The sequence below is a fragment of the Mucilaginibacter sp. OAE612 genome (assembly GCF_041806395.1).
GTDB lineage: Bacteria > Bacteroidota > Bacteroidia > Sphingobacteriales > Sphingobacteriaceae > Mucilaginibacter > Mucilaginibacter rubeus.
This window is the reverse complement of sequence record NZ_JBGMUW010000001.1, coordinates 6,424,749-6,445,875: the sequence shown is the minus strand read 5'-3', so window position 1 is coordinate 6,445,875 and position 21,127 is coordinate 6,424,749. Positions and strand designations below refer to the sequence as shown.

The following is a 21,127-nucleotide window of genomic DNA, read 5'->3' as shown; positions in this document are numbered from 1 at the left end:
TATCTATTAATTAAAATCAATATTGTTTTTCTTATTTATGCTGTTTTTGGCTGGTTTTCAGCTTTTTACTATTGATTAATAATCGGGCTTTGTTAACCCGGGATTAACAATGTTTAAATTTTGGCGTTTTGTAAAAAGGGTGTTATGAAGCGCCTGCTAAAAAATTTGACTTTTTTAAAATTGATGGAAAAAGACACGTTTAGAGCAACGGCCCAATTTACCGGTTGGCCAGCGAGATCATTGTGTAGGCTCCATTGGTTTGAATAGTAAACATAAACTCGCTGTTTTGGTAAATCTTGCTTCCGGGTTTTCCATAAATTATGTCCCTGAAGTCGTGACTTTCAAGATAGTCCTGGAATGAATGATCGTGCAACACAGGACACATGTACAGGAGTTGTTCCATCCTGATGGCGAGGGCTGTTTTTCGTTTCTTATTTTCCCATCTGTCTTTATCCTGGTCAAAAACCCATCCGCTGTTGATTTTATTGAGTTCGGTAGTATAAACGCCCGGCCCTGCTTTCATAAGCAGGATCATATCGGCTGGGGTTATTTCTCTTTCGGCTGTCTTTGATTTGCGCCATGGATGAAAAGCAAGTAGTAATATCAATAACGTAGCCGTTAGAAGGCCGATCCAAAGGTAATTTCGGCTTTGGGGAGGTTCGGGGATTATCGGATATTCGTGCGGGAACAGTTCATTTTTAATTACCGAGAGTGTATATTTTGCTTCGGCCCGGGCAAGGCCTTCTGCAACCAACAGGGCCTCAATCTCATGATCTGAATTGCCGTCGGCAATCATCCACTTTATCTGTTCGGTAATTTGTTGTTTATCCATTGGTAATGATGACAGGTTTAGGTTTAGTTTTGAAACTCAAGATACATATTTTTATAAAGGCAACATAACGGCAATTAAAAATGCAGATGGCGTTTCTTGAATGGGATACGCAAGGTAAAAGCGGCACTATTTTTTTAGCGTACAGTTTATATAATTATTATTGCACCGCTTTAGTTCTTCAAAACCAAATGAAACGCATTCTCCCGGTAATTGTACTTTCCCAGTTTTTTTGCACTTCACTGTGGTTTGCAGGCAATGCGGTTATGGGCGATATAGCCAAACAATTACAGCTTGAACCATCTTATCTGGCTTACTTAACAAGCGCGGTTCAGCTTGGCTTTATTACCGGCACCCTTGTTTTTGCCATCCTTGGTATTGCCGACAGGTTTTCGCCAGTAAGGGTCTTTTTTACCTGTGCGCTTATTGCCGCAGCTGTCAATGCGTTGGCATGTTTACCCGGAACAGATGCTGCGATAATATTAACGCTAAGGTTTACCATAGGTTTTTTCCTGGCAGGGATTTACCCGGTGGGCATGAAGATAGCCTCAGACCATTATCCGCAGGGATTGGGAAAAGCTCTCGGTTTTTTGGTTGGAGCATTGGTTTTGGGCACAGCGTTGCCGCACCTGCTTAAAAACCTGATGGCCACGTTGCCATGGCGCTACGTTATCCTGTCGACATCGATGTTAGCCGCTTTGGGCGGATGTACGATGATATTATTGGTGCCTGACGGCCGGGAAAGGAAGCCGGTAGTAGCACTTAATCCGGCTGCGTTTTTACAAAGTTTTCGAAACAGGCAATTCAGGGCAGCAGCCTTTGGTTATTTTGGCCACATGTGGGAGCTTTATGCTTTTTGGGCTTTTGTCCCCATGATGCTAACCGCCTACAATAATCGGTTCTCAAATGCGGTTTTGAATATCCCCCTATTGTCTTTTCTCATTATTGGGATGGGCGCTTTGGCCTGTGCAGCCAGCGGTATCATATCGAAATATCTGGGTGTGAAAAAAGTAGCTACCATCGCGTTGACAATTTCTTGCACCTGTTGCCTGGTATCGCCGCTATTTTTATTTACCGGCTCGACATGGATATTGATTTCATTTTTATTGATATGGGCTATTGCAGTCATTGCCGATTCGCCGTTGTTTTCAACATTGGTTGCGCAAAATGCCTATCAGCAATCAAGAGGAACCGCGCTAACCATTGTCAATTGCTTCGGTTTTGCTGTTACCATTGTAAGTATTCAACTGATCTCGGGTTTACGAACGGCCGAAAACGCGCGATATATTTACATGCTACTGGCCATAGGGCCGGTTTGGGGATTAATGGCACTGATAAAAGGGCGGAACACTAACAGGGATAGAAAAGAGAAAAGCTCCGGATCATAAACCCGGAGCTTTTCTCTTTATTGCTTAATTATTAAATGCTTACCTGAATTTAATATTAACACTTCCGCCCGATGCTTCGGCTTTAACCGGGATGCCGCCGCCATTGTATTTACCGTTAACCCGTTCCTTTTCCCATTGTCCGTTAAATTTAGCAACAGATGATGGCGACACGCCTTCACCTCGCAGGTCGAGGTCGTAGCCCTGGTTTTGCGGAAGTTCGATATCAACGTTACCGGCGCTTGATTCCAGTTTAAGATATTTGCCAACTTTTAGCATTTGAGCGTACAGACCACCGCCGCTGGTTTGCGCGCTAATACTCCCTGCCATGCGTTTAAGATCAATGCTCCCGCCGGAAGTACTGGTGATGAGTTCGCCGCTGATGTTATTGCCGTTAACGCCGCCACCGCTGGTCTCGGCGTTAATGGTGCCCTTTAGGTTTTCTAAAGTTATACCGCCGCCACTGGTTTCAAGCCTGATCCTGCCGTTACAGTTTTTGGCCTCAATACCGCCTCCGCTGGTTTCAAGCGAAATATCATCGCCCGAATTGGAAACATGAATGCCGCCGCCCGAGGTGTTACCGCGGATGGTACCGTAAAGCCTGTCGATAGTTAAACCGCCGCCGCTGGTGCTAAATTTTTCGTTGCCTTTTAAGTTATCAAGACCAATACCGCCGCCGCTGGTTTCCAGGTCGGTTGCGCATTGCTGCGGTACATAAATACGAAACGAGATGCTCAATGAGCTTCTCCAGTTAAAAAAGTTTTGACGCTTGCTTTTTGCAATGGCCCTAACTTCATGCCCGCTAACAGATATATCAAGTGTATAATCCTTGTCAAGGCGTTTTTTGATCTCTTCCTTTGAAAGCTCACTGTTATTATTGCCTTTGATGTAAACTTCAACGCGCGGTGCCTGTCCGGCTTGTCCGCTAACTACAATACCTCCGGCCGATGTACGTACCACGGCACTGGTAATAGCATCATTGGCTAATGACCTGGTAAGGTATAATGAACGGCTATCGCCATTTTGCGCTGCCGCCACAGCAGTTTGCCCGGCAAGCAAAAGGAGTAAAATATATTTTTTCATAAATGGGGTTTTAATGGTGATACAACTATGACCACACTTTACCCCTATACGTTACAGGCGTTTTTAATTTTTTATTTAACAGCCGTATATAAGAAGCTTTGGTGACCGGATTTTGGCAGCTTTGGGCTCAACCAAGCAAATCCCATAAATTACCAAAGGGATCTTTAAAAACGGCAACCGTGCCGTATGGTTCCGCCTGGGGTTCACGAACGAAGATGATGTTTTTGTCCTGCATCGCACGGTAATCGCGCCAAAAATCATCGGTCCTTAAAAAAAGAAATACGCGGCCACCCGTTTGCTGTCCTATCCGACTTTTTTGTTCATTACCTACGGCCTTTGCTAACAGCAAGCTACACTCAAATGCCCCCCTGGGCCTTACCAAAACCCATCTTTTATTTTCATTGATCGGTGTGTCTTCGACCAGGTCGAAATTCAATTTTTCTACATAGAATTGAATTGCTTCGTCATAGTCATTAACCACCAATGTAATGTGTGTTATAAATTGATTCATAAGCAGAAAAATAAGATGAACACATCAACAGTTAAAAAAACTTACTACAGCCGCCATTTAAATGACATGCTGTCGATAGCCCGCATGGTACATAAAATACCATTTAAATGATCATGCTCGTGCTGCATCAGTTCAGACAGGGCATCCGTCATCACCCACTGTTGTTGCTGCCAGTTTTCGTCAAGGTAATTTACGGTGATGGTTTTATGCCTTTTAACTTTCACCAGCAGGTTAGGAAAGCTCATGCAATCGTCCCAAAGTTCAAAAAGTTCATCGCTGGCGTCCTGTATTTCGGGGTTAATGAAAACTACAGGCTTGTCAATATTCATGTAAACCAAGCGTTTCATGATGCCCAGTTGAGGAGCCGCGATAGCCCGGCCAAAGTTGTATTTTTGCCTGATCTCCTGCATTACATGGTGCATATCTTCAACCCAACCGCTTACCAGCGGCAATTCGTTTCGTAATACCGGCGGGCAAACCTGGTAAAGACGCTCATCGCCAAGCAGCAAAATATCGTTCAATTTTTTCATTCCATAGTAAAACGTAAATTTATCACTTACGGAATCACATTAATCCCTCATGAATTGCTTTAACTTTATACTAAGACCAAAATAAGCGAAAATGCGGGAAAGCTAAACATTGACTTTCTTATCCAAATAAAGTTTTTTTGTAGTTATTTTTATCACATGCAGCCAAAAGAAATTTTAAAAGAGCACGTAAGCAAAACCGCCTCCCTAACCGACGAGCAGTTCGATTATTTCTTTTCGCATTTTACCTACAAAACATTCAAAAAAGGGCAAACTATAATCGGGGAGGGTGATAAAGTAGACTGTGAGTATTTCGTACTTTCGGGCTATCTGAAGTCGTTTTTTATTAACGACGACATGAAAATGTTCATCCTGCAGTTTGCTATGCCTACCTGGTGGGCTTCAGATTATAACGCGCTTTACAGCGGCGAGCGCGCTACAATTAGCCTGGATTGTATTACGGATGCCGAAGTACTTTGCCTCACCGGTCACGATCGCGAAAAGCTTTGTAATGAAATTCACGCAAGCGAGCACTTTTTTCGCTGGCGTACCAACAAGGGCTATGTAGCTGCTCAAAAAAGGCTGCTATCATTTATGAATAACAACGCAAAACGTCGTTATGAAGAGTTACTGGCGCAGTACCCTACGTTGTACAATGTGGTTCCCAAACAATTAATAGCCTCATATTTAGGCGTTTCAAGGGAGACATTGAGCCGTTTATACCATTCTTAAAATGTGATGTACATCACATAAATAAAGTGGTGTTTTAATTGTGATGTAGGTCACACAGTTTCCAGGCCATTAGTCCCCAACTTTGTATTGTCATTAAAGACATAACAAAATGGAAACTCAAAAATTTGAAATCATCAGCGCAAAAAGTAACATCGACTGGATTGGTCGTAAAGTTACAGGCGCACACAATGGTACCATCGCTATAAAAGAAGGCTCTTTAACTTTTGCAGATGGACAATTAACCGGCGGTAAATTCGATATCGACACCACGTCTATTAAAATTCTTGACATAACTGACCCGGCTACCAACGCCCAGTTTGCAGGCCACCTTGCTTCCGACGACTTCTTTAATTCAGAAAATTATCCCGAAGCTCAATTTGTAGTTACTGCGATCAACAAAGGCAGCAACGGCACTTATCGGATCACCGGCGACCTGACCATAAAAGGCATCACTCATTCCGTAAGTTTTGACGCGCAGGTTGCTACCGCAGCCGATACCGTAAACGCAACCGGTAAAGTTGTGGTCGACCGTACCAAATACGGCATGAGGTTTCGTTCCGGAAACTTTTTTAAAGACCTGGGCGATACACTTATCTACAACGATTTTGACCTGAATGTAAACATAACCGCAAAAGCTGTTTAAAACAGCTTTGCTTAAAAACTAAAGCCATGCCATACGTAAAAATTGAACTGACCCGCGAAGGTGTTACCCGCGAGCAGAAACAAATCCTGATAAAGGGTGTAACCGATTTGATTAACCGATACCCTGAACAAAGACCCGCATTTAACCCATGTAGTGATCAGCGAAATTGAGCTGGATGATTGGGGATATGCCGGCGAACAGACATCAGTATTAAGAGAAAGAGGCATCACTGCCGACAAGAAGTAAAACAATGAAAAAGCAAACAATAATCGTTACCGGAGCATCATCCGGTATCGGTAAAGAAATAGCCCGTTATTTTTTAGAAAAGGGCGATAACGTAGTCATTAACTCAACAACTGCCGATAAACTGGAAGCTGTTTACCAGGAGTTGGGTGCTGGCGATCACCTGGCCATGGTTGTCGGAAACGTAAGCGATAAAGCCACAGGCGAAAAGCTGGCCCAAACAGCCCTTGATAAATTTGGAAGCGTAGATGTGCTGATCAACAACGCCGGTATCTTTGAAACCAGGCCGTTTCTTGAAGTTGATGAAGCCTACCTCGACCGTTTTTTAAACACCAACCTTAAAGGTACTTACTTCACCACCCAGGCCGCGATTCCGCAAATGCTTAAACAGCATGATGGTGTGGTGATCAATATAGGTACGCCATTGGTTAACCATGCCCTTGGAGGTGTGCCCATTACAGCACAAATGGCATCAAAAGGCGCTATACACGCGCTTACTATACAACTGGCCGGCGAGTTTGGTAAAGATAATATCCGGGTAAATACTATTGCGCCCGGTACTATCCGTACCCCAATGCACGGTGATGATGCCGACCAAAGCGCAGGATTACACCTGCTGAACCGGGTGGGCGAAGTTGAGGACGTAGCCCAGATGGTGTACGCCGTTGCCAAAAACAATTTCATCAGCGGGGCCATTATCAATGTTGATGGTGGCATAGCAGCAGGCCATAATTTAAATTGAGTGTAAAATTCTTTTAGCAACTGCATTATGCCTTGCTTAGCGGCAGGCATAATGTTTAATTTATCAATAAAAATGGGAACTAACGATCAAAGCAAAGCTGCCATTGAACAGGCGCTTGAAAATTACTATTTCAAAGGGATTTATGAAGGTAATTTGGATTTGTTAAACCAGGTAATGAATACCGGCACACTGCTTTTTGGCGATGTAAAAGGACAGCCTTATGCCAAAACATTGGATGTTTATTTGGATGGGGTAAAAAACAGGGTAAGCCCTAAGGATTCGGGCAAACCATTTGACGGGAAAATCATTTCTGTTAAAGCAGTAAATTCAATTGCAGTTGCCGAAGTACAGGTAAAAATGTACGATTATAACTATCATGAGTTTTTATCGTTCCATAAACTCGACGGCAAGTGGCTCATTGTAAATAAAATGATCAGCGATACGAATTAATTTCGTTTCAGTGATAAATTGACCTATAGTCTTCAGTCAGAAGTCGTAAGCTCTAAGTGCAGAAAAAGAAAATCAGACTTGTGACTTCAGACTTAGTACTATCGACTTAATACTAAAACCATGTGGTATAACACAAAAGCAACGGAACTATTAGGTATTGATTACCCGATTTTACAAGGGCCTTTTGGCGGTAATTTATCGTCGGTTGAATTGGTAGCCGCGGTATCAAATGCCGGCGGGCTGGGCGGCTACGGGGCTTACACCCTGAGCGCGCCCGAAATTGCAGCGGTAGATAAACAGATCAAAGCAGCAACCAATAAACCGTACAACATTAACATATGGGTTTCGGAAACCGATGCACCTGACGGTGCAGCCACCGATGCGCAATATGAACACGCAACACAATTGTTTAAACCCTATTTTGATGAAGCCGGGATCCCATTGCCGCCCAAGCCCGATCCGTTTAAATTACGGTTCGAAAACCAGTTGCAGGTGATCCTTGACCTACGCCCAAAAGTATTCAGCTTTATGTTTGGCACGTTGCCTGCCGATGTGATGGAGCAGTGCCGTAAGTTAGGCATCGTTACTGTAGGCGCAGCTACCACGCTGGATGAGGCTATAGCATTGGAGGCAAGCGGGGTGGACCTGATCATAGCCTCGGGCTTTGAAGCGGGCGGTCACAGGCCATCATTCCTTGCCCCCGCCGAATCATCAACCACCGGTACTTTTGTGTTACTTCAATTAATTAAGGAGAAAGTAAAAGTGCCCGTTATTGCCGCCGGGGGCATTGCTAATGGCCGGGGGGTAGCCGGAGCCTTAACATTAGGTGCCGATGCTGTACAGATAGGGACTGCTTTTTTGGCCGTTGATGAATCGGGTGCGCTTCCTGTCCACAGGCAAATGCTGTTCTCAGATGCAGCGAAATATACTACCTTATCCCGCGCGTTTACCGGCAGGCTTGGCCGGGGTATTACCAGCAGGGTTGCTAAAGACCTGGCCGGAAAGGAAGCCGGATTTTTACCCTTTCCCCTGCAAACAACTTTTATGTCGCCTTTGAGAAAAGCCGCGCTTGAGCAGCAAAAATGGGATATGATTTTGTTTTGGGGCGGACAGATAGCACCAATATTGAAACACACCAATGCCACCGCGCTGATGCAATCATTAATTGAAGACACTACTAAAATTATGAACCCATGAAAAGCGAAGTTAATGTAACCTACTTAGGCGGACCAACCATCATTTTAGAGATCGGCGGCTTAAGGCTCATGACCGATCCTACGCTTGACCCCGCCGGCGAGCAATTCATGATCAACGATAAGCCTGCCTACCATAAAACCGAAGGCCCTGCTACTACCGACATCGGTAAAATAGATGTGGTTTTGCTAAGCCACGATCAGCATGGCGATAACCTTGACCATGCCGGCCGGGAGCTGCTGAAACAGGTTGATAAAACATTAACCACCAAAATAGGAGCCGAAAGATTAGGCGGCAATGCCTTTGGCCTGGCCCCATGGGAAAGCATCGCGCTTAACGATGAAGTAGTTATAACCGGCACACCGGCAAGGCATGGCCCTGCAGGCAGCGAAAAACTTACCGGCGATGTAACAGGTTTTATTGTAACTATTGCCGGGCTCCAGATCTATATCACAGGAGATACCGTGTTTTACGATGGCGTAAAGGAGGTTGCAGAAAAATTTAAACCTCAATATGTATTCATATTTGCCGGGGCAGCCAAACCCCGAGGCCCGTTCAATGTAACTATGGGCACCAATGATGCTATTGATACCGCTTTTGCCTTTCCTGATGCTACAATCATTCCGGTGCATTTTGAGGGCTGGTCGCATTATACCGAAACGGGCGAGATGCTGCAGCAATCATTTAACGCGCTGAGCATTGGCGGTCAACTCAGGATTTTACAGCCGGGCGTACAAACAAGTTTATAAGCAATTACTGGTATCATTCCCGCTCGTGGCCGGTAATTTGGGGTTCTGATAAAATTCCGGGATCTTCAATTGGTGCAACCACCTTTTTAGCGGCGCGCTCTGTAGCAAATGATGCTACCACGCAGGTAACCAGTATCAATATAATGGTGCCGTTCAGGATATTGTCGTCAATAATCTGCGCCTTGTATCCCACTAAAATAATGGCAAGGGTAGCCGCGGCATGTGCACTGCTTAAACCAAAAATGAGGTTACGCTGTATGCCCGAATATTTGAATATTTTTTGGGTAGATAATGCCGCCAGCCATTTACCCAGCAGGGCTCCAAGCGTTAAGCTTACTGCCACAATGGTAGCCTGCGGTCCGCGGCCCAGCACACGCAAATCAACCAGCATACCTACACTAATCAGGAAGAATGGAATAAATATGGCATTACCCACAAAATCGATCCTGCTCATTAAGGTTGATGACTGCTGTACTGCTTTATTTAAAGCAAGCCCCGCCACAAAGGCCCCTATAATGGGTTCAACCCCTGCCAGCTGGGATAAAAAGGCCGACACAAACACAATAAAAAGCACAAACACATATGGCAGTGTTTTACTATCGCGATAGCGGTTAAAAAACCAGTTTGCCAACGGCGGGATCAGCACAAACATGATGAACGCGAATATCGAAAGCGAAATCATCAGCTGCAGCCAGAAGCCGAAACCCAGCCCCCCATCCTTAGCGCCCATAATTACAGGCAGCAAAATCAGTACGGCGGTATCGGTCAATATGGTGCCCCCTACACTTATGGCGACGGCCTCATTTTTTGCGACGCCATATTTGCTCACTATGGGATAGGCCACCAGTGTATGCGTGGCAAACATACTGGCCGTTAAGGCCGATGTTATTAACGAATAACCGAGCGCATAATAACAAACAGGAAAACCGATGAGTATTGGGATGCAGAAAGTAAAGAAGCCAAACACAAAGCTTTTATGTTTCTTCTGCTTAAACTCGTTCAGATCAAGCTCGATGCCGGCAATGAACATAATATAGAGCAACCCGATGGTAGAGAACAGCTCAACCGCCGAGTTTTTGGTGAGCAGGTTTAACCCATGCGGACCAACCGCTATGCCAGCCATAATAAAACCCACAATACCCGGAATTTTGAACTTGCCCATGATGATTGGAGCAAGTAATATGATCAACAATATCAGCGAAAAAACAAGTACCGGGTTACTAAACGGCAGCTCAAGCTGTTGTGTTAACCGGCCCAGGATATCGGCATTATGCATGGGGCAAAGTTAGCACATAATAGCTACTTTCTTTTATCGATAAACTTAACCGGCTTGCGTACCGCTTCAGGGAATTGTAATTTCTGCATCTCATCGTGCTTCAGATAGGTGATATACGGGCTCACCCTTAGCCTGGCCTGCAAATTAGCCCGGATCTTGCGGTCGCATTCATCGGTATAGTTAACAGGCAACAGGTGAAGCAGTACTTCGTCCATACCTATCTCGTTTGAATACACTTCGGCTACAAAATCTTTGATCTCTTCCATGCCATTTAGCAGATCAAACAACGCCGGAGGGTAAAGGGTTGTACCCTTAAATTTGATCATTTGCTTTTTACGGCCAACGATAGATGATAGCCTGATACTTGTACGACCGCAGCCACATGGTTCATCAAAATAATGGCAGATATCCCCGGTTTTATATCGTAATAACGGCATACCCTCAACGCCAAGCGTGGTAATGGTAACCTCCCCCGATTCACCCGGAGCCACCGGGTTGTTCTGCTCATCCAGTACTTCAACTATCAATAGCTCCGGTTGGTGATGGCCGCCCCTGCCTTCGCCGCATTCGGTAAAAGCGGTTTGCATTTCGGTAGAAGCATAGGTTGAATACAGCTTGATATCCCAGGCTTCGGTGATCTTTTGACCTAAAATATTCAGGCTGAAATCAGTATTGCGGATATTCTCACCAATACAAACCGCCTTTTTAACTGACGATGCATTGATATCGATGTGATGCTCCTGTGCAAACTGGATCAGCTTTAAAATGAACGATGGTACGGCTACGATTGCTGTAGGTTTTAACCTCAAAATAGTTTCCCATTGTAACGATGGCACACCCGGTCCTAAACGGATAATGCCCGCCCCTATTTTGCGGATGCCCGAATAATAGGCCATTCCGGCCATAAACTGCCTGTCGAGCGTGAGCATGAGTTGGTACAGGTCAGCCGCCGAGCCATCGGCACAGGTAAAAGAATTGTACTCGTTATAAGCTAAACGCTCAAGATCATTTTCAGTAAGGGCAATAGTTACCGGGCTGCCTAAAGTGCCGGAGGTGGAACTGTACTCAATGATCTTGCCCCTGTCCACACATAAAAAATCGTCGTTGCGTTTTTGCAGGTCTTCTTTGGTGGTGGTCGGGATCAAACGCAGGTCATCGAGCGTTTTGACCTGGTTGATATCAATATGATGCTGTGCAAACAGGTCTTTATAAAAAGGCGAATTTTGGCTGAGGTAAGTCAGCAACTCTTGCAGCTTTTGCTCCTGGTATTTTACAACCTCATGTTTGGGTTGGAGTGCTAATGGTTCAAGGTGTTTTGTTATCACTGTTCAATAATTACCACGGCCGATGCCATTGTTTTTAAATGGGTTAATGATACGGAAATTTTTAACGGCCCGTTACGGTTAATCACTCCCGCGCTTTCGCCGGTAGGTTCTAAAATGGGCTTGCCGTTTTCATCATTGCTGATCTCAATTTCGCTAAAAGCGGTATCTTTTAGCCAGCCCGTACCTAATGCTTTAAAAAAAGCCTCTTTAGCGGCGAAGCGGGCGGCATAATGCTGATACTTATTGGTCTTGCTCTCACAATAGGCTATCTCCTTTGCCGAAAAAACCAGCTCACGAAAACCTTGTTCTTTAGCAATACTGCTTTGCACACGCTCCACCTCTATCATATCAATACCTACACCTAAAACTGTCATGAGCTTAACTTTTTAGTACATTTTTCAACCTGCTTTTTGATATAGTTTTCCTCGTTTACGGTGGCAATTACTTTGGTTAAAGCCGTTTTGTAATACCCGAGGGCTTTTTTATACTCGTTATGTTTAAACGAATAATCACCGGCAATCACATACGCGTGGTAAAATTGCGGATTGCTGGCCACCACGCTATCGGGGTTAATCTCTTCACCGTTAAAAGCTTTTTGTTTCAGCGTACGATAGGTTATAAAATTACGATAAGCCCGCGTGTTCAAAAACGCATCGGGCTTAATGGTAAGCGCGGTATCCATAATTTCATGATCGGTTTGCATGCCTTTCATGGCGAAGATCTTTTTCAAATCATAAGCCACAAACTCCCCCAGTTGCCATGGCGAGGTTGATACCCAAACAAGCAGCTTTTGCGGTTCAAAAACTACAGAGTGATGGGCAATTAACTGGTTCAATGCTTTCTCATTGCCCATGCCGATATTTTCACCATGCAGGCCCTGGCGGTCGCGCAATATATCAACCGTTTTTTGCACCGTGTTTTTACCTTCGGCATTCAGCAGTTCCATTAAACGTTGGTAGCGATATCGTGAGGCGCTATTACTCAACTGCACCAGGTTTTCTTTAGAGTGTGCCAGCCCTTTGCTTTGAAAGTGGTTGGCGCAAACAATATAGTTTTGGCGAGGATCATACACATCCAGCGTATCGGGTGTTTTCTCGATCACTACGGCCTTGTTATCTTCGGCCGAAGCTACCAGGAAAGATTCGGACACAAACATTTTGCGTTTTTTGGCGATCGCGATGGCCTCTTTAATGTTTTGGGCGTATTGCAAGATCTCACGGGCTACTAAAGATACCGGTGTGGCCGAACCCGATGGGATATTGGTCTTGTCGGCATTGATGGTAACGCTCAGGCCTTTTTCGTTCATGCCGGATACCGCGCCTACGAAGCCGCCCCAGGTTATGGTCATGAATTTATGCCCTTCAGATGGATTGAAGAATGCCACTATTTTATCATGCGCAAAATTATCGCCTACATAAAAATCAAAGTTCCGACCTACGATCATGGTACCATCGGCCGAGCGATCGTTCCAGGTACCAAACGAGGTACATCCCACCAAGGCCATGCTTTGCAGCGCGTGACCGATATCATGCGCGGCGTGGTAATTCAGGATGCGCTGATAATTGGAGCCGATATACTGGTATTTATCTGATGCTGATTTGGAGATGCCGTAGATCTCCTCTTTATATTCTTCGCTTACGTTCTTAGCCAAATCGCGGTTAAACCAGGCTATAAAATATTTCAGGAATGACAGGTAGGACTGTGAGGGGATGATCTTATTGATCTGATCGGTAAAATAAACCTCCTGGTTTACCACCAGCTCTTTGCTCAGTTTGCCATTAATTACCCCGCGCTCAAAAGGCTTACCCTCTACATACATCTCAAACAAACCACTCTTACTTTTCCGGAACCAGTTGTTATTAATGGTATAAAACCCCGGTGATGGCTGTTTTCGTTGTAATTGCAGGCTGCTCAAGTCGGCAGGTTTGGGTGGATAATCCATAGCTACGCAGTACAGGTAAATAAAGCCGATCAGCAGCAAGCCCACAAACACAAGGCCTGTATACAACACCCTTTTCCCAAACCGCTTCCAGCTAAATTTACTGTTACGCATTTCTTATTTTATCTATCAGATCATCATTGCCCAACAAAGCGCAACAGGTTACAATCCCGCTCATGGCGGCCCCTAAAATTCCATGTAAATTAAGGTTTTGCCCAGTGAAGTACAAATTAGGCAGTTTGGTACGCGGCGAAATGAACGTTTTCAGCGGGTGTTTATAATCCTTGGCAATGCCATAAAGCGAACCATCATCATTGCCAATATAATCACGATATGAGAGCGGCGTGGCGGTGTAGTACGAATAGATCTTTTCCCGTAAACCCGGAAATTTCAGTTCCACATCATCCAATAAAACCTCGGCTTTGCGCTTTTTAAATTGCTCGTATGTTTCTCCGCGATAAGCTTCGTCAGATACCGTATTGAAAGTATCCTCCCAAGGCTTTACTTCTTCATAACGCATATAGGCCAGTATGGTCATACCATCGGCGTATTCTTTATTTTTTGAGGATGGAGTCATGAACACGGCATAACCCAGCGGCCAGTTTTGCTGCGTATAATCGGCCATGTGCCATACCTGCCCGTCCTTAAAACTATAAACGTTATGGCTAAAGTATTTGAATGTATCTTTCTTAAACACAATATTGATAGTGAACGATGACACCGAGTTTTCCAGGTTTTTTAACCGGTTCCTGTATACGTTCTTGATCACTGATGAGTCCGTCATTTCCAGTGTTTTTACCGGGTGGATATTGGAGATGAAATGATCGGCATACAGCTTTTCGCCATGCTGCAGTTCAACATACGCTATTTTACCATCCTGTTCTACCAGTTTTTTCACGGCTTTATTCCGGATGATAACGCCGCCCCTGTTGCGGATATTGCGGGCAATGAGTTTAGCAATCTGCGAACCGCCGTCAACACATTTCCAGGAGCTTTCAATGTAGCTGTTAAGGATAAGCGCATGAACGTAGAGCGGTGTTTTATCGGCCTGCCCGGCATATAAAGAATTGTTACCGGCCAGTACCTGCTGCAATTTTTTATTATTGGTGATAGATGCCAGGAAAGCTTCAGTATCTACTTCCAGCACATCGGCCTTTTCATAAAAATCATCCGATGAGCGCAGGTTATACAACGGGAATTTATCACAAACCTCTTTCAGTTTATCGCAATAGGCTCGTAAAGCAGGTTCCTCATCCGGGAAATAAACCAACAGCTGTTTGATGAAATTATCATAGCCCTGAGCCTGGGGATATTCAACCGGATCGTTATCAATCATGATCTTATCAAAGGCATCGAGGCTTTGTTTTTCCAGTTTCAGGTTATCGATAATATCTATATACTTAAAGATCTGGTATAGATTTTGGCCCTTATCGAGCCCACCAAGATAATGAACACCTGAGTCAAAGATCACCCTATCGCGTACGTAGGTTTGCAGCGAGCCGCCAAGCTGCTTGTTTTTTTCAACAACACAAACCCGGTAACCTTCACGACCGAGCATATCGGCGCAAACCAAACCGCCCATACCGCTGCCAATGATCAGTACATCAAATTTATCGTTCATTTAAACCGGCTGCCCTTCTTTTTTAAGCACAAAAATAATATTTGAAGTGTATTTCGTGTTGTCAATCTCGGCGACTGAAAGATCATTCACTGCCGCTATATCCCGCAGCATTTTCCCCGAAAGGAACGAAAGACCATTTGCTCCTGTTTTATTAAAACCAAGCAACCTGGTCGAAAAAGTTTCGGTGAGCTCCGTTCCCTTATGCCTTTCCTCCATATCCTTATTGCCATCCCTGATGATGAGCTTGCCGCTGGGATTTAAATTGGCAATACATTTTTCAATCAATTGCTTTTGCTCCCCGGGCGGCAAATAGTGCAGCATATCGGCCATGATAATGGCATCATACCGCTGCATTTCAAATTGCAGGGCATCGGCATAAACAAAATTGATATTCTCCGTTTTTCCAAAGCAATTGGCTGCCACCTCTATCTTTTCCTCATCATAATCAACCCCGGTAAACTTGCGCCCCGGCGCTGCAAAATGCAGCATGTAGGGCATAAAGCCATAACCGCAACCCAAGTCAAGCATTTTTCCCTGGTTAGGCAGCAGCTCATGAAATACCTGGTAATTTTTTTCCAACCGTACTTTAATGCGCATATACCATTCCAGCACCGGGCCTTTATACAGGTAGTTATAAAACAGTTGTTCTTTATGATAGGCAGGCTGTTCAATTTCAGCACTTAGATTTTGGTATTCATCCTTAAAATAACGGCTGATGTTTTTGGTACGCTCCGCATAGCCTGTACCGAATGAAGCATCACCGGCAGCAATACGAGGCAGGTATTTTATGGTTATTGTGCCATTCTTCAGCAGGAAATCACCTTTGGTCATATTGTAGCCTGTTCCGTGCAGTATAATGGGCAATATGTCCATACCCAGTTGCTCGGCCAAAAAGAAAGCGCCTTTATGGAAACGTTTCATTTTGCCATCTGGCGAGCGGCTGCCTTCAGGAAAAATCACCATCGAGTATCCTTGTTTAACCTTTTCGGCCAGTTCATCAACGTTCTGCTCTACGCCTTCGGCCACCGGGAAATAACCAGCCATCCTCACCACCGCACCAAACACCGGCGAGTTCCAAACCCAGTGATTGGTAAACAAGATCAGTTTAGGATGCTGCATGATCAGCACCAAAATATCTAAAAACGATTGGTGATTACTGATCACCACGGCAGGTTTCTCAAAACTGTCTTTATTCACTACACGCTTACGCAGGTTAGGCATGATATGCATCATCGACCAGCAAAACTTCGACAGGATAGCATGATAAACATATTTGCTTCTTGGGCCTTTAAACGGGTTGAGCTTAATCAAAAACAAACCAATCAGGCTTGATAACAGGCAGCCGCTCACAAAGTAAGTGAAGGCAAAAACGGAGATCACGAAGCCGCTTATTGTCCAGGGGAAACGTTTTGCTTTTACTCGGTTCCTGATGAGCAGATTAAACAAAAACGGGATTAAAATCTGAGCCATCACAACCACGCAAACTATGCCGATGATGGAGATTAATGCGATTGAACGCAAAGCTGGATGTTTGGCAAAGATCAGCACGCCCAAACCCACAACCGTTGTAATAGCCGATAGAAAGATAGACGACTTGTACGAGGATAAATTCTTTTTGCCAGTTTTATATTCCTGTAGCAACCCATCCATAATAAACAGGCTGTAATCATCGCCCAAACCAAATATCAGTGCCGATATAATGATGTTCACGATATTGAACTGAATGCCCAACAAGCCCATCAAGCCCAAAATCCAGATCCAGGAAATAAACATCGGAATAAAAGAAACCAACGTAAGTTCGATACGCCCGTAAGTGAGCAGCAATACCGTAAACACCAGTAATGACGACATCACCGCGATACTGGTAAAATCATTGTTGATGATACCAACAAAACGGTTTGTTAAGTATTGCTTATCGACAACGGTAACATTTGGCGAATTTTCGAACAGGTTGTACAATTTGGCTTTATCAGCTTGTGAGATCTTAACCAATGTAATTACACCCGCCCTACCCGGTCGCTCGGTTATGTAATCATCCAACAAACTTTTGCGGATGCCGGCCATTTCATCCTGTCCAACCGGCTCAAAATTTTTATTGATGAGTTCCTTAAAATGGTCAAAAGCGGATGGTTTGAAACCTAAGGCAGCGCCTTCATTAACCAATACAGCTATTAACTGCTGTTTTTTTGCAGGTGTCCAGTAGTTATTCCAACGGGCAATGCGGGCTTTTTGCAGGGAATCGGAAATAATGAGCGATGATACACCGGAGTATTTTTTGACGATGTTTTTGTCTTTCAGTAATTCTATCTGTGCCGAGAGCTTTTCGTTAGTCCGGAGAGCATCATCCAATGTTTTGCCTTCGGCCAGGAAATAAACCGATTGCAGGGCGTATTTATTAATAGCGTTCAGTTTGGCTTCGGATGCTTTGAGTTTATCGGTCATGAAATTCATGCGGTTCATATCCGTTTCAAAGCTTACGTTCCGGGCTGTATGGCTGAATACTGCCGTAAGGATTATGATAGCGGAAATAATAAACTTATTATACTCGGGGTTATAGGCCGATAGCCTATCAATCCACGAAAGCTGGGCTGTATGTTGATCCTGTTCTTTTTTTGAGGCGATAAAATGCGGCAGGAACACCAGTGAGCAAAACGAAGCACCTATCAAGCTAAAAGCCGCAAACAGACCAAGATCTTTCAGCATTTCCGACTTTACAAACTCAAGGCACAAGAAACCGCCAATGGTTGTAAAACTGCCCACAGTAAGCGGCATAGCCAAATCGCGGATCACCTGTTCAATACTGCGGGTATGGCGGTAATGATTAAACACGTGCAGCGAATAATTAACCGCTATTCCTAACACCACCGAACCCGTGCCCAAGGCTATTACAGAAATACTGCCTTTTACAAAATAAACCACCGCAAGCGAAAACAATGCGCCAAACAAAACCGGCACTAAAATCACAACTGGTGCGCGCTTTTTTCTGAAGTAAAAACCCAGGAAAACAATCAGGAACACCACCGTAATCCCCTGGGTGAACATGGAGTCCTTGCGTAATTGCAGGGCATTGCCTACCGATACGGCTGTGGTACCGAAATAGCTGCAATCAACTGTTTGAAAGTTTTTAGTTTGTAAACTATCGATAACCTGGTCGATGCCTTTAAGCATTACGGCATTCTCACCAGTATTATTGGGCGAGTATTTGGGGGTGATGAACAGCAGCAGGTTTTTGTGATCTTTGGTCATCACATAGCTATCGTACAGTTCAAAATTTTCGTCGTATTGCAGCTGTTGCAATTTTTTAAGGCCTAGGTATGAGATCCCAACCGGATCGCTGCTGATCATGCTTTTCAGCGCTAATCCTGCGGGCGAGGTCAGCGTACGCAAATCGCGGGCAAGGGTTTCTTTTACCTGATTGGGGCGGATAAGTGTGTCAATATTTAAATAGTCACGCTCGGTAAGATAAATAGGCAGGTTTTTATTAATAGTGCCGAAAAGCGCCAGCACCAACCCCTCATCAACCTTTGCATTGATCTTACTTACATACCGTGAAAGTTTTTGCTGAACGGTTTCGGTAAAATTATCGGCAAAGGCTATAAGGCTATCGGGCTGCTGTTGTGTGGAATCTTTTAACGATACCATCACCACCAGCTTATCAACAAACTTGGAGTTTTGAAAAATATAGTTGAGTTTCTCTATCTTTTTATCCTTCGGCAGTATTTTGGAAATATCCTCCTCAAACCTTATCCTCGAAGCGAAAAAACCGATAAGCACAAAGCTTAACGCAAACACAGTATAAAACAGTGGTTTGCGGATATTGAAATAATTATAGATGCCTACCAGGATTTTTTCCATGAATTACAGGGCGGGGACTGGCCTCCGCTTAAACAGCTTTAGTAACGCAAAAGTGAGCAATCCAGCTATAATACCTGCAAAAATTGCCAGCGAAATGCTGCCGTAAAGATATTGTTCCAAATGTTCGCCAATGGATTTAAGCGAAATTTTATCCAAAGGGATATCCACATCCTTGCCGCCCATCCATAGGCTCCCGGTTTTATAACTCAGAAAAATAATAACCGGGATCATGGGCGCAACGCTGATGTGGGCAGCCGTAACCACGATGGCCTTGTTGAGCCTGAACAGGAAGGCCAGCGAAATAGCCACCAACAACTGGAAACCCCAGATAGGCACAATCCCCATAAAAACGCCAAAAGCTACAGATTTAGCTTTTAACTGATGCGAGTGTTCAGGGTTAAAAAACAGGTTTTTGAGCATTAGCTTAGCTTTTTTTTTATCAAAAAGCGTCCTGAAAAAATCGCGGGGTTTGATGTATGCGAAAGTTATGATAACCAGTACAGTGTTGAGTACACTAATGCGCGAAAAATCCTGAAAAGGGCGAAAATGCGATACCCGTATTTCTTTCGGGGCATAATAAACCTTTACCGGAACCCAATCTATCTTGATACCTTTCCAGGCGGCACGAACTATTACCTCTATTTCAAATTCGTATTTCCGGGTGATGAATTTGCTGGTTTTTAGCAGGTGGATAGGATACAGCCTATAACCCGATTGCGTATCCGGGCATTTAATGCCTGTCTCCACCCAAAACCAAAAGTTAGAAAACTTATGCCCGAAACTGCTTTTACCCGGCACCGACGATTGCTCCATATTACGCGAACCAATAATCAGCGAATCCGGTTCCTGTTCCAGTTTTTCAATAAAAGCAGGCAGGTCGGTAGCAAAATGTTGCCCGTCTGAATCGATAGTGATAGCATGTTGATAACCCTGTTCGGTTGCAAATTCAAAAGCTTTGCGTAAGGCCCAGCCCTTGCCTACATTCTGGGTATAGCTAACTGATTTTATTTGCGGGAATGATTGGATAATGGCAGGAGTACTATCGGTCGAGCCATCATTTACCACAATAACCTGATCGGTAAAAGCTAACACATCGGTAATAACAGCGGCCAGCGTACCCTGGTTATTATAGGTGGGTATAATAACGCATACCTTTAATTGTTTAAACTTTGCCTGTATAATTTGTAAGTTATCCGTCATATATCAATCGCACGTACCGGCTTCAGTCCAGGTTTTTATCAATGGGTTTTGTGGGTTTACGTTTAATGCTTTACAAAGTTATTGTTTCGGCTTAAATTAAACGTTAAATTTTTGTTGGGAGTATTTAATAAACTATGTATTAAATGTTGAAGTATTACCTCCTACGCATCAAGTAACTATTACGATTGCACAAAATGTATAAACATGTTTAATAACACACTGAGAGGAAGGTAAATCCACATAATGAAGCAATATAAAGTACGAAAAGTACATAATCAGTAGTCGTGTTCTCGATGAAATCGGAAACTCCACCTTTAGCAGGAGCAACAAAATCCCTATCCTGACACTTTCTGCTAAGAAATCTTAAAAATTGAAAAAGCAATAGTAAAGGGATCGTGTTTAGAAGAAGCCTGGAGGCGTTTCCATTTGGCAATTCCAAATCATAATCCCCCTTAAAATATAGGTAGAGAATAACATGTATTGCACCAAAACATAACCAGATCAAATATGATCTAAAATTTCTTAATGACACATATAGAAAAATGTATAAAAACAACTGTGTTAGCATGGCGTAGAAAATGACTGCTACTTGCCTGCTTTCTGTTCCTAAAATAAACCGCGACAGCGCAATACATAAAGTTATTACTGCATAAATCATTATTAAAACTATTTCCCAAGGCTTTAGTGGTTCATAATGAATGAATGGTTTTTGCACTTTGGCTTTTCTCATTTTGCAATAAGGTAAGAGATCAAAGTTATTAATTCTCTCCTCTTATTCACACACCGTATATCATTGCCAGGGGGAACGACGAAACGATCGCAT

Annotated in this window: 20 protein-coding genes; 8 read left to right on the top strand and 12 right to left on the bottom strand. The window is 44.0% G+C overall.

The genetic code is table 11. The annotated features are described in order from the left end of the window. Positions 1-217: 217 nt before the first annotated feature. Positions 218-832 (bottom strand): hypothetical protein, encoded by a 615-nt coding sequence (locus tag ABID99_RS27070; RefSeq protein WP_373615710.1) that lies wholly within the window; start codon positions 830-832, stop codon positions 218-220. Positions 833-1,020: 188 nt separating this feature from the next. Here ABID99_RS27070 and ABID99_RS27065 point away from each other — a divergent pair, with 188 nt between their 5' ends. Next, entirely contained in the window at positions 1,021-2,217 is a 1,197-nt protein-coding gene (locus tag ABID99_RS27065; protein WP_373615709.1) for a nitrate/nitrite transporter, read from the top strand. Between the two features lie 39 nt (positions 2,218-2,256). Here ABID99_RS27065 and ABID99_RS27060 read toward each other — a convergent pair whose 3' ends face one another. The 3 genes from ABID99_RS27060 to ABID99_RS27050 form a co-directional block, all read right to left on the bottom strand. Further along, positions 2,257-3,297, bottom strand: a complete 1,041-nt coding sequence (locus ABID99_RS27060; RefSeq protein WP_373615708.1) for a DUF4097 domain-containing protein — start codon at positions 3,295-3,297, stop codon at positions 2,257-2,259. Positions 3,298-3,424: 127 nt separating this feature from the next. Then, the gene (locus tag ABID99_RS27055; protein WP_373615707.1) at positions 3,425-3,808 is read right to left on the bottom strand and encodes a VOC family protein; all 384 of its coding nucleotides are present in this window, start codon (positions 3,806-3,808) and stop codon (positions 3,425-3,427) included. 44 nt (positions 3,809-3,852) lie between these two features. Beyond that, positions 3,853-4,338, bottom strand: a complete 486-nt coding sequence (locus tag ABID99_RS27050) for a peptide deformylase (protein ID WP_373615706.1) — start codon at positions 4,336-4,338, stop codon at positions 3,853-3,855. A 156-nt stretch (positions 4,339-4,494) separates the two neighbouring features. Between ABID99_RS27050 and ABID99_RS27045 the strand changes: the two genes are divergently transcribed. From ABID99_RS27045 to ABID99_RS27015, 7 genes are all read left to right on the top strand, one after another. Continuing rightward, entirely contained in the window at positions 4,495-5,067 is a 573-nt protein-coding gene (locus ABID99_RS27045) for a Crp/Fnr family transcriptional regulator (RefSeq protein WP_176626510.1), read from the top strand. Positions 5,068-5,176: 109 nt separating this feature from the next. After that, positions 5,177-5,710, top strand: a complete 534-nt coding sequence (locus tag ABID99_RS27040) for a YceI family protein (RefSeq protein ID WP_373615705.1) — start codon at positions 5,177-5,179, stop codon at positions 5,708-5,710. A gap of 26 nt (positions 5,711-5,736) precedes the next feature. Next, positions 5,737-5,880: a 4-oxalocrotonate tautomerase family protein gene (locus ABID99_RS27035; protein WP_373615704.1), complete on the top strand. Its 144-nt coding sequence runs from the start codon at positions 5,737-5,739 to the stop codon at positions 5,878-5,880. 80 nt (positions 5,881-5,960) lie between these two features. Then, positions 5,961-6,695: an SDR family NAD(P)-dependent oxidoreductase gene (locus ABID99_RS27030; RefSeq protein WP_373615703.1), complete on the top strand. Its 735-nt coding sequence runs from the start codon at positions 5,961-5,963 to the stop codon at positions 6,693-6,695. Positions 6,696-6,767: 72 nt separating this feature from the next. Further along, positions 6,768-7,145, top strand: a complete 378-nt coding sequence (locus ABID99_RS27025; RefSeq protein WP_373615702.1) for a nuclear transport factor 2 family protein — start codon at positions 6,768-6,770, stop codon at positions 7,143-7,145. A gap of 120 nt (positions 7,146-7,265) precedes the next feature. After that, positions 7,266-8,342: an NAD(P)H-dependent flavin oxidoreductase gene (locus tag ABID99_RS27020; protein WP_373615700.1), complete on the top strand. Its 1,077-nt coding sequence runs from the start codon at positions 7,266-7,268 to the stop codon at positions 8,340-8,342. Continuing rightward, on the top strand, positions 8,339-9,088 hold the full coding sequence (locus ABID99_RS27015; protein ID WP_373615699.1) for an MBL fold metallo-hydrolase: 750 nt from the start codon (positions 8,339-8,341) through the stop codon (positions 9,086-9,088). The genes ABID99_RS27020 and ABID99_RS27015 overlap by 4 nt, the downstream gene beginning before the upstream one ends. A gap of 13 nt (positions 9,089-9,101) precedes the next feature. Here ABID99_RS27015 and ABID99_RS27010 read toward each other — a convergent pair whose 3' ends face one another. The 8 genes from ABID99_RS27010 to ABID99_RS26975 form a co-directional block, all read right to left on the bottom strand. After that, positions 9,102-10,364, bottom strand: coding sequence for a cation:proton antiporter (locus ABID99_RS27010; RefSeq protein ID WP_373615697.1), 1,263 nt, complete (start codon positions 10,362-10,364; stop codon positions 9,102-9,104). Between the two features lie 23 nt (positions 10,365-10,387). Continuing rightward, complete coding sequence (locus ABID99_RS27005) at positions 10,388-11,689, bottom strand: phenylacetate--CoA ligase family protein (protein WP_373615696.1); 1,302 nt, start codon at positions 11,687-11,689, stop codon at positions 10,388-10,390. After that, positions 11,686-12,063: a holo-ACP synthase gene (gene acpS, locus ABID99_RS27000; RefSeq protein WP_090533594.1), complete on the bottom strand. Its 378-nt coding sequence runs from the start codon at positions 12,061-12,063 to the stop codon at positions 11,686-11,688. The genes ABID99_RS27005 and acpS overlap by 4 nt, the downstream gene beginning before the upstream one ends. Beyond that, positions 12,060-13,742: a C45 family autoproteolytic acyltransferase/hydolase gene (locus ABID99_RS26995; protein ID WP_373615694.1), complete on the bottom strand. Its 1,683-nt coding sequence runs from the start codon at positions 13,740-13,742 to the stop codon at positions 12,060-12,062. The genes acpS and ABID99_RS26995 overlap by 4 nt, the downstream gene beginning before the upstream one ends. Continuing rightward, positions 13,735-15,249, bottom strand: coding sequence for a phytoene desaturase family protein (locus tag ABID99_RS26990; RefSeq protein WP_373615693.1), 1,515 nt, complete (start codon positions 15,247-15,249; stop codon positions 13,735-13,737). The genes ABID99_RS26995 and ABID99_RS26990 overlap by 8 nt, the downstream gene beginning before the upstream one ends. Beyond that, a complete protein-coding gene (locus ABID99_RS26985; protein ID WP_373615692.1) occupies positions 15,250-19,104 on the bottom strand; it encodes a 1-acyl-sn-glycerol-3-phosphate acyltransferase in 3,855 nt (1,284 codons plus the stop codon). 3 nt (positions 19,105-19,107) lie between these two features. Continuing rightward, on the bottom strand, positions 19,108-20,304 hold the full coding sequence (locus ABID99_RS26980) for a DUF2062 domain-containing protein (RefSeq protein ID WP_373615691.1): 1,197 nt from the start codon (positions 20,302-20,304) through the stop codon (positions 19,108-19,110). Between the two features lie 208 nt (positions 20,305-20,512). Further along, the gene (locus ABID99_RS26975) at positions 20,513-21,034 is read right to left on the bottom strand and encodes a hypothetical protein (protein WP_090533583.1); all 522 of its coding nucleotides are present in this window, start codon (positions 21,032-21,034) and stop codon (positions 20,513-20,515) included. Positions 21,035-21,127: the final 93 nt, after the last annotated feature.